Source organism: Candidatus Cloacimonadota bacterium (genome assembly GCA_019429305.1).
Classification (GTDB): Bacteria; Cloacimonadota; Cloacimonadia; order Cloacimonadales; family JAJBBL01; genus JAHYIR01.
The window spans coordinates 1-10,071 of the sequence record JAHYIR010000042.1 but is presented as its reverse complement, the minus strand read 5'-3'; the positions used below and the strand labels follow the sequence as shown (position 1 = coordinate 10,071).

Below are 10,071 nucleotides of genomic sequence, written 5' to 3'. Positions count from 1 at the left end.
CCTCATCAAAAAGCAATCTTCTTTTCACCCGGTAGTGAGGGATTGATTGAGCAATTGCATGGGAAACAATTATCATATAATAACTATCTGGATATCAACGCCGCTCTCAAACTAATCTATAGATTTGACAAGCCAACTGCTGCTATCTTCAAACATACTAATCCCTGCGGGGTTGCATCGGCTGCTGATCTGTTAACTGCCTATAAAAACTCTTTCGCCACCGATACTCAATCTCCTTTTGGCGGGATAGTAATTCTCAATAAACCCCTCGATATGGAAACAGCTCAAGAGATCAATAAGATCTTCACAGAGATCATCATTGCTCCTGAATTTTCGCCAGAAATCATAGAATTTTTGACCAAGAAAAAGGATAGGCGAATTATCAAATACAATCCACTGCTTTTGGAAAATTGGTCTGAGACTCCGACCTTTGTTAGTTGTCTTAATGGAGTTCTTTGTCAGGATATTGATATCAAGCAAGATGCAGAAACAGAGTGGAAGATAGTAACTGAAAAGTCACCTTCAGAAGAGGAGTATAATTCGCTCCGGTTTTGCTGGAATGTTGTTACTTCACTCAAATCGAATGCCATCTGTCTCGGTAGGGGAGAGCAGACGATCGGTATGGGTATGGGACAGACAAGCCGTATAGATTCAACAGTTTTAGCAGTTTTTCGTGCTGAAAAGTATAATCATCAAATAGAAGGGGCAGTATGTGCTTCCGATGGCTTTTTCCCATTTCCTGATGTTATCCAGCTACTGGCAAAAAAGGGGATAAAAGCAATCATTCAACCCGGTGGTTCTAAAGGAGACGAAGAAGTGATCAAAGCTTGTAACGACAAAGGTATCAGTATGATCTTCACCGGTTGCCGGCACTTTGCTCATTAGAGCCCTATTTTAGCAGCAACATCTTACTGGTTTCTATTCCGTTTTCTGTAATTAATTGGCTGAAATAAACTCCTGAAGACACCTGTCTTCCCTGATGATCAGTTCCATCCCAGATAAATGAATGTTTTCCGGGCTGTAGGAAATCATCAAAAAGAGTGAAAATCTTCTCTCCTTTGATATTATAGATTAGGAGCTTAGCTGCACAATAAAACTCTGTATTAAACTCAATCTTAGTTTGCGGGTTAAAAGGATTGGGATAATTTCTTATATAGTTAATCGATGCTATTGCACTCATATCATCAAGAGAAGTAAAATCAAAGTTTGTTCCTAAGAAGATTCCCACATCGGTACCTACCAAGAAATTGTGAGTATAGATCGGGTAAAACTCAAAGCAATATACTTCGTTAATACCGAGTTCAGCACCAATCTCCATAACTTGCCCATTTTCTACCGGTTCAACAAGAAACAGGTTGCCATATTCTCCATTACAGCCAACTACTATGTTGTTCCAATAATGAAAGATCTTCTGTGGTTGATAGAAGTAATTGATAAAGGTAAATCCTGTTATCTCGCCATCTTCATATTCTACACGATAGACTGCATCACTATCTGTTCCGTCACCACATGCTATATAGACCTCATTATAGTTTGGATAAGGTCTGACAAAAATGTCATTGATCACCAAATCCAACTCAAAGACATAATAATCTCCATTATTACTGATGAACAGATCATTACCGGCAGCTATGAAAATAGTGCCATCCCCAGTCTCTTCTATATCAATTACATTTCTACCAATGAAGTCAAAAACCGGTAACCATTGATCTCCATCAAAGGAATGATACAGCCCACCGTAGTTATCTATCCCAAAACCTAAATAGAATCCGGAAGTTAGCTTTTTGACAAAATTAGGGAATGCAAACCAGTTTATAAGCTCAAACTGTTGCGTATTTACATCGAATTCATACAAGCCGTCACTATAACTACCTCTACCAAAAGCGCAGAAAATTCTGTTATTTTGTTCATCAGGTATGATAGATACTGCTCCAAGATTTGTAGAGAAATTAAAGATCTCTAAAGTCCCTGGTGTGGTAAAATAAGCTAAACCCCCTCCATTTCCGGCTAAGGCAAACAGTAATCCGTCTTCATATATCCCGTTAATAGTAGTGTATTTCATATCAACAACTCGATGTTCGATCATGCTATACATCTCTTCCCAATCTCGAGTTTGAGAATATAACATGCTAAACATCCATCCGAACAATGCCAATAAACATACTAAAATGTACTTTGACATCTTTCACCTCTCATGCTTTACTTTAGTAACAACATCTTTTTAGTATCATGTAGATCAGTAGTAATCAAACGATAGATATAAATCCCACTCGGCATCTCCTTTTGAGAATAATCTTTACTATCCCATACCAAGGTGTGAAACCCACTTTCATATCGCTGATTAACTAATGTCGTTACTAATTGCCCTTTGATATTGAAGATCTGCAATTTAACGTCCGAAGGTTTCTCAAGATAGAAAACTATTTTAGTATCAGGATTGAAGGGATTTGGAAAGTTGCCGATCAAATGGCTGTTCTGTTCTGAACTAACCAAATAATCATCATCAATAGAAACCGGGCGAAAATATACCTTCCAAGTTACTGATTCTAAAACTTCTGTATCGTAAACGACCACAACTTTAACATCATAGGTCTCATAAAAAGTAAGTTCTTCGATAACATAGTTATCATCTTCAATATCGAGTTCTATTATCTCCCATGCCGTATCCGGTTCAGAACTCAGCTTATAATAGATATATTGAGTATCTGCACCTTCGTCTTTGACCCATTGAACAAGCAGATTATTACCACTAACTTCTGCAGAAATAATGAAGGGGATAAAAGGAATTCCTTCATATATCGACATATCATACCCCGAATCATAAAAAGCTTGGGCTAATAAACTTTTACTCTTAAGATCATCAAGATCATCACCTAAGAAGATAACGCCATTGAGGGTTATACTTTCTCCGGGAGCTAAATTAAGCGAAAATGAGGTCGGCTCATCATAGCCCTGCATATCTCCGTATATGGAATAGAGAAATCTAGTATCGTGTGGCTCAGTTTGTTCGTAATGTGGTTCCATTCCCGGTATCCAGTCTTCCGGTCTCAAAGTATCGAATTTATCTTGGTTGGCATTCCTGCCCGTTAATAACCAATATTTCTCATTCGATGTTGTTAATCCTGCAAGTGGTGGTATTCTTCTCGGTCTTCGATCGTTAGGTCCATCTCCTCTTTCCCATGCGTAACAAGCAAAGTTTTGGTCTTCCTGAGGGAATATTTTTGATGCTATCCAATGCGGACTCAATCCTCCATCTCCATCATAGTCGCGGGTATAGGCAAATTCATAACCTTCTCCCGCATAATAACCGCTGACATCATCCTCTGCTCTGGCTTCTCCATCCCAATCTTGAGGACCGACATCACTATCCACATAGAATCCGGCAGCTACATCATATAGTGTATCAATTGGACTGCTATTATAGATATCATAAGAAAAGAAGATCATATCGTAAAGGTCATGATAAGCAAAGGCAAAGCTTCTCTGGCGAATAGAAAGATAGAGTGGATAACGCATGAACTGACCAACAGAATTGCCGTACTTTCTATAAGAATGACGAATTTCTCCCCAAGGTGTAAAAGGGCTATAATCATAATAAAAGGATGTCATTGTTTCTATACCAGGGAAATCTCCCGGTTCATCCAACGGCATAAAAAAGTCGTAGATACCAGAAGGATCATAAGGGAAAGATTCGTCTGATAAAGATGGAATGCCGAGAATACTTCTAACTGCGATATCATAAGGATAATACTCCCAATATTGATCTCCAATATAATATTCTTCGAATGACCAATAAGCGGGTAATAGCTCATAATATTGATAGTCCCCTTCATAACCTACAGAAGCTAGAGTATCTACAACAACTATGGTATGAATGCCCGGATTAAAATCGGGCGAATTTTCAGCTATAACATCATTTTCGTCATCCGGTGGCCAATTCTGCCAATAATAGATATTACCTTCTGTATCCCTACGAGTGATTTTAGCTCCAACCCATAGAGCACTATGATAAAGATAATCTGTGCCGCTAAAAGGTGGATATTCCAACGAAGGCCATCTCGGATAATTATTACCGGCACCAAAGACACCAAAGTTACTCACCCGCAATCTGACATTATTGGCGGCATGATTTTTTTCGATATGAACTTGCCGGTTTAAATACTCTTCGACACTCATACTTAATAGAATGGAAACAGCTGAGATCACTAAGACTAATAATAAGAATCTCTTCATAACACACCTCCCTGAAAATGTTTTGATCAGTGAGCAACGAATAACTAGAAATCTATACTTTTTTTATGATATGTAAGGTTATTTTGTCAATCAATTTTTTATTTGAATTTACATCCCCCCATTTTTTATTAGCAACAATATATTGCCTTCCCGCTATTCCTCCTGCTTGTGCATCTCAATCTTTTCCTCCGTGTCCTCCGTGCCTCCGTGGTTCATTTCCCTTTCTTGCTATCCTTCCTTTTGTCATCTCGACTGAAGCGAAGCGAAATGGAGAGATCTCATCACCGACTAACTTTTATCACAGTAAAATAAGATCATGCCCCGATAGGGGTATGAAATATGATAGCCAGACACTTCAGTGTCTGGAATAAGGATGACCTAATCCCACCCGCCACCCAAATGGAGCAGAGCTCCAAACCTGCGACTGAAGTCGCAGGCTATTATATAGCACCCATAAAGGGTGCTGTCAAAGTAAAGTGAGATATTTTTTTGTCATCTCGACTGAAGCTTCCTTTCTATTGTCATCTCGACTGAAGTTTCCTTTCTATTGTCATCTCGACTGAAGCGAAGCGAAATGGAGAGATCTCATCACCGCCTCAAATTATGAAAGCAAAATTCTATATGCTTCACCTACAATTATCGTCGGGTGAGAGTTTTAAGATTTGACATATCTTACTAGGTAAAAGATTGATTTCATAGAAGTAAAGATCTAATTCGAGTCACTTATAGCTATATTTCTATCTCATCGTTCGGATTCATGATCAGGCATTCTTTTCCGAGAGCTGCGACTTTCCTCTTGAATTCTTCCGGATCGGCTTTAATGATCGGGAAAGTATTATAATGCATTGGGATAGCTACTTGGGGATTTGCCAGCTCAACTGCCTTAACAGCATCATCGATACCCATCGTGAAGTTATCTCCTATCGGGAGTAGCATATAATCGAGAGGGGTCATTTCTCCGATTAGTTTCATATCGTAAAATAGCCCCGTATCTCCGGTATGATAGATACTTTTACCTTCAATAGTCAGCACTACACCTGATGCCTCTCCGGCATAATAGTTATCAGAAGTCATACTTCCATGATGAGCAATTGTGAATTTTACTCTGCCAAAAGGAAATTGATGGCTACCGCCAATATGCATGTTATGTGCCTTAAAACCTTTAGCTGCCACATAATTTGCCAGCTCATTGACACAGATAAAGAGTGGTTGATTCTTTTTGGCTATTTTGAGAGAATCTCCGATATGGTCACCATGACCATGAGTGACAATTATGTAGTCAACTGTTAACTCATCGGACTTTATCGGAGCAAGTGGATTATTATCCAAAAACGGATCGATCAGTATCTTTTCACCTTTTTTGGTTGTTATCAGAAAACCTGAATGAGACAAGAATCTTAGTTTCATTGGTATCACCTCGCTGATTTTTCTTATAATTTACACGAAACAGCAATTAGATGTCAACCCTTTTCCTCCAAAAAATAGCATCTACCCGGATTTTTTTTTAGGTGAGAGTATAAGTTGTTGAAGAGTAATGAAAAAAGTTCGAAATGCCCATAACATTCTTGAAAAAGAGAGCCCCTTTTGTAATCTGGTTTCATCAATAATAAACCAAAAGAAGCCCATACCAATGAAAAAACAAACAGTTTCCCGCAAATTTGCAAGTCAAATTATGGAAAAAGTCCGAAGAAGTTGCCGAAAGCCTGTCAGTAAAAGGGGAAAAATACACGAGATTTAATCAAAGGTATTATCCAATCAAAGAGTTTCCAAGGCTATTTCTATCTGTACTGTAATTTCCCTTCCCATATGCGCAGGCTTTTACAGCTCAACAAAAGGTAGAAAGAGTTCTATCGGCATATCGTATTAGATAGAAGACTGAGGAGGTTCATAGGCAGATTAAACAGGATTATAAGTGGGAAGATATGAGAGTAATGAAACTTGAAAGGATTAAGGTATTGAACTCTCTTTTATTGATAGATATCAGCTTTATGTATTCATTGGATCAGTACAAGCAGCAGTTAGCTCTTCTCTATTCTCATTTAATGCTGGATAGGATCAATCATATAGAAAAAATCAAAGTGTTTATCTATTATCGCCTAGCCAATGTAACGGGAAGATTCTCGGGAAGTTATTCTCAACGATCGATTTCACCGTTTTGCTCTTCAGCTCGGATTTAAGCCCGACATCTGCATCTGCAGAGGTTATGATCCTCAGAGCAAAGGGATGGTTGAAAACTTGTACTTCAACAACTTATAATCTCACCTAAACCAAATTCCTGGTGGATGCCTCTATTTATCTATCTTTGAACATTCACCTCTTGCTATTCTTTGATACTTTCTTTTATTTTCTTTTCGATTCTTTTATCGATAGTATTCTGAAATGTACCATATTCAAGGTAAATCAGAACACACATTATAAGGAATATTATTCCAGTCAATACTCGTAAATCTAACGGAGGGCTTATTAAATTTCCTCCAATTACAAGAAATATGCCTGCTATTAAGTTAAATATTCTTCTTATCACTTTTTGTTTCATGCCAAATCCTCCTTTTTCTTCGACAACTATGAATCATCGCCAAAATCAGAAAAAAAGCCAACTTTTACTACTGTATGCAGGGTGTATAATGCAGTATACACCCTGCATAATCCGAATCTTCAAATAGCATAACTGCGGTACTTACCACTTATTCTGGTTAGGACTCTTCTTCTTCTTCTAAACTCAACACATATCTATTAGCCATGTAAAACAATGCTGTAATGAAAATACCTTTTACGTCACCAACTATAGCTAACAAATTGCTCAAATCATCATCAGAAGGAAAGTTGCTGTTTAACGGAATAAAGTAACTATTTTTATAAGCCTCCATAGTCAATATGCCTGCGAAAATAGGTTCAAAGGCTGCAATAGTTAAATTAGACTGCAATGCAGTAATCTCTTTTGAAAATTCAATAACTATATCAGGAATATCTAATGAAGCTGAATTAATAATTCCCTGAATAGTTTTTTGTCCAATATCAATTTCTACATCATACTCATATATATACTTTTGATCAGGGACTACACTAACTCTTGTTTCAGTATCCAAATTTGGGTTTTCAGGATGATTGCACCTCATATACAAAACTTTATTTGAATACCATTCTGATACAATTAATTGCGCAAGATCATTTTTCTTTAAGGTTACCAGTATTTTCTTTTCTGCTTTAATATATTCAAATTCACAAGATGACTTATCACCTTTTTTGTTAAATCCAACTATTGATTTTAGATGTCCATGTTCACCATATAGAATTTGTACTTCCGATGGTGAACCAAATTCAAGGTCTTGATGGTAAAGTGGTTTTTCTGGAAAACCGGGACCTGAAACAAAAATATGCCATGCTCCTAACTTTCTAAGCAATTTCATGGACTATGGGCGAGAACGGATTTGCTCTTTGCATAATTACCCCCTTTGCAATTTCTACATCTAACTATAATATAGATAAACCTTTTTGTCAAGATTTGAATTTTAATCTCATGGGTGGTAAGCATTAATAGTATTCACCCTTTTCCACCAAAATAGTCCTGTTCAATTGCTTGACAAGTTATATGGTTCAATAAAAAAAAAGATGAAATACAAAGGCGGTTCATGTTTTCTTCCCCCTTCGATACATTCTGGCCATAGCGAAACAAGAAGAAAAGGCCAGAACACTCAGGATGACAGTGGTTTGAAGATTTCATTTTATATCGAAACTGATAGTACTTTTCATGTAAAGCCATAAATCTCTTCCCATCTGAAATAGCAGTATTTCTTGATACTCGGGAAAACTTTTAAGAAGAGATGAGCATATCACTTTAAAGAATATAGATAGCAAATGGCTATCAAGAGAAGCTGGTTCATATTTTTCAATCTGATATATGAAGTTAATTGGATCTGCTCTCAACCCGCTGCTATTTTATAAATGTACATCTCCCTGTGGCAACCATTTCGCCGTTGATCTGAAGTTTATAAACATAGAACCCGGTGGCAACTACCCTTCCCTGTTCGTCCGTCCCGTTCCAGAGAACACTGTATTCACCGGCAGGGGCATAAGCATTGAAGGCTCTTTTTACAAACTGTCCCTTGACATTATAGATATCCACTATCGCCTCTCCGGCTTCAAGAAGGATAAAACTGATCGTAGTACCCACACCGTTACCTCTTCCCATACCCTGTAAAGCAACTACCGGATTAGGATAATTATGCAGGTTATAATCATGTGGCTTAACGGTATCAAAGAGAAAATCATCATCTACCACACTTAACGGATTCCATTCATAAGCACCCATGTCTATGGAGCTGCCATAGACACGCGGATTACCCGCCAGATCGAAGTTAGGAAACTCGAAGTCCGGAATATCCATAGTCCCGGCGTTCCGTGCCGGTGAGTCTATATGGAGCATGTAGGGGTATTCCCCGGAATATTCCGGATCGATATCTCCCAGCCAGAGCGGGTCAGCATCGATATTTCCCTCACCCCAGTGAACCACTATGTTAGGGTTTTGAAAATAGAGAATCCCGTCTTCGCCCCCTTGAATAAGAGAGTGCGAAATGTAGGCATGACCTTGAACCACCCCCGTACTGTTTTGTACTGCTATATTATTCGGGCTGTTGCCGTAAACGATAGAATTGATCAGTTCGGCATGACGGACAAGTTCGCCGATGGTTAATCCGCCACCGGTAAGATTTGTGGAGGTGTTGTCACCTATGGTGGCATTGACGATACGATATGTGCAAGACCCGAGTATCTCTAAATTGCCACGCGGTAAATGGGACCAGAAGTCCGGAACATTAGATATATGATTACCGGTCACCTCCAGATTGACAATGGTAACACGGGATTCTTCCGTTATCGGATCAACAGAATTGGGAGAAATCGTCATACCTCTTCCCCAGCCACCTTGAGGAAGAAAATCGGGTACATTGTTCCTGACCCTGATATTTTCAGCATAAAGTTCGAACTCATTTTCTAATTGAGAGAAACCAACTCCACTACCACCACTGTTATTATATACATGAAGGTTTCTTATGATCGAATCACCAACACTTGTACTGCCTACTTTTGACATCCCATTCGTATGACTCTCGGTTACATCGATATTCTCCAGTATAAAATCCAATACATAAAACAGCCGAACCGGTGTACATTCAAATGAGCGAAGAAGATTACCTCCGTTTATAATGGTGAAGTTTCTGACGGTAAAATTACGTATGGGCACTCCCCAGGAATCAGGGTGCGATATTGCATGGATGAGCGGGTAGGAGTTTTCGCCGTCGAGTATAGTCGTTGCCTTGTCTGCTCCGACCAGAGCGGTATGCGAACGGAGGGATACGGGAAAGAGTTGATTGTTCAGAGATTTGGAGTATATCCCCTCTGCAACATGAATGGTTCGCTGCTGCAGACTGTCAGGCTGGATCTTAATCATTGCCATAGCCATGGTCTGCAGAGGTTCAGCAGGAGAAAGACCGCTGTTGGTATCACAGCCATCAGGACTGACATAAAGATCGGCTGCCACAGGTTCTATCTTGCCATGATTGATTGTCAGGCTGAAGTCGGGAATATTTTGATTGTGATACATGACAAAGTGTTTATCAGGATAGAGTACGGTAAAGGTGTCAACTACAACAGAAGTCTGTTCGATACCAAAGATCGTCAAATCATTCCCCCTTGTTCCGTGGTTAAGATAGATATTATTCAAGGACTCGGTACAAAATTCGATCTGAGTTCCGGAACTTATATGCAGAGCTCCATAGTTAATGGAATGGTTATATCGTATGGTATTACCCTTTAACAGAAGATTACCATCGGTTCTTATAG

Annotated in this window: 9 protein-coding genes; 3 read left to right on the top strand and 6 right to left on the bottom strand. The window is 38.8% G+C overall.

The window, feature by feature from the left end; translation table 11 throughout:
- A partial coding sequence (purH, locus tag K0B81_09535) for a bifunctional phosphoribosylaminoimidazolecarboxamide formyltransferase/IMP cyclohydrolase (GenBank protein MBW6516834.1) occupies positions 1 to 885 on the top strand: 885 nt, incomplete at its 5' end.
- Between the two features lie 4 nt (positions 886 to 889).
- Here the strand turns inward: purH and K0B81_09530 are convergent.
- Together K0B81_09530 and K0B81_09525 are read right to left on the bottom strand one after the other, a co-directional pair.
- Positions 890 to 2,182, bottom strand: coding sequence for a T9SS type A sorting domain-containing protein (locus K0B81_09530; protein MBW6516833.1), 1,293 nt, complete (start codon positions 2,180 to 2,182; stop codon positions 890 to 892).
- A gap of 17 nt (positions 2,183 to 2,199) precedes the next feature.
- Positions 2,200 to 4,233 (bottom strand): T9SS type A sorting domain-containing protein, encoded by a 2,034-nt coding sequence (locus K0B81_09525; GenBank protein MBW6516832.1) that lies wholly within the window; start codon positions 4,231 to 4,233, stop codon positions 2,200 to 2,202.
- 339 nt (positions 4,234 to 4,572) lie between these two features.
- Here K0B81_09525 and K0B81_09520 point away from each other — a divergent pair, with 339 nt between their 5' ends.
- Positions 4,573 to 4,713 (top strand): hypothetical protein, encoded by a 141-nt coding sequence (locus K0B81_09520; protein ID MBW6516831.1) that lies wholly within the window; start codon positions 4,573 to 4,575, stop codon positions 4,711 to 4,713.
- A gap of 249 nt (positions 4,714 to 4,962) precedes the next feature.
- Here the strand turns inward: K0B81_09520 and K0B81_09515 are convergent, their stop codons facing one another.
- Positions 4,963 to 5,640: a metal-dependent hydrolase gene (locus K0B81_09515; protein MBW6516830.1), complete on the bottom strand. Its 678-nt coding sequence runs from the start codon at positions 5,638 to 5,640 to the stop codon at positions 4,963 to 4,965.
- Positions 5,641 to 6,155: 515 nt separating this feature from the next.
- On the opposite strand from K0B81_09515, the gene K0B81_09510 reads away from it, so the two are divergent.
- Positions 6,156 to 6,410 (top strand): hypothetical protein, encoded by a 255-nt coding sequence (locus K0B81_09510; protein MBW6516829.1) that lies wholly within the window; start codon positions 6,156 to 6,158, stop codon positions 6,408 to 6,410.
- A gap of 143 nt (positions 6,411 to 6,553) precedes the next feature.
- On the opposite strand, the gene K0B81_09505 is transcribed toward K0B81_09510, so the two are convergent.
- The 3 genes from K0B81_09505 to K0B81_09495 all read right to left on the bottom strand — a co-directional run.
- The gene (locus tag K0B81_09505; GenBank protein ID MBW6516828.1) at positions 6,554 to 6,769 is read right to left on the bottom strand and encodes a hypothetical protein; all 216 of its coding nucleotides are present in this window, start codon (positions 6,767 to 6,769) and stop codon (positions 6,554 to 6,556) included.
- Between the two features lie 157 nt (positions 6,770 to 6,926).
- On the bottom strand, positions 6,927 to 7,640 hold the full coding sequence (locus tag K0B81_09500) for a hypothetical protein (GenBank protein MBW6516827.1): 714 nt from the start codon (positions 7,638 to 7,640) through the stop codon (positions 6,927 to 6,929).
- A gap of 524 nt (positions 7,641 to 8,164) precedes the next feature.
- Positions 8,165 to 10,071, bottom strand: a 1,907-nt coding sequence (locus K0B81_09495) for a hypothetical protein (GenBank protein ID MBW6516826.1), incomplete at its 5' end; no start/stop codon positions are given.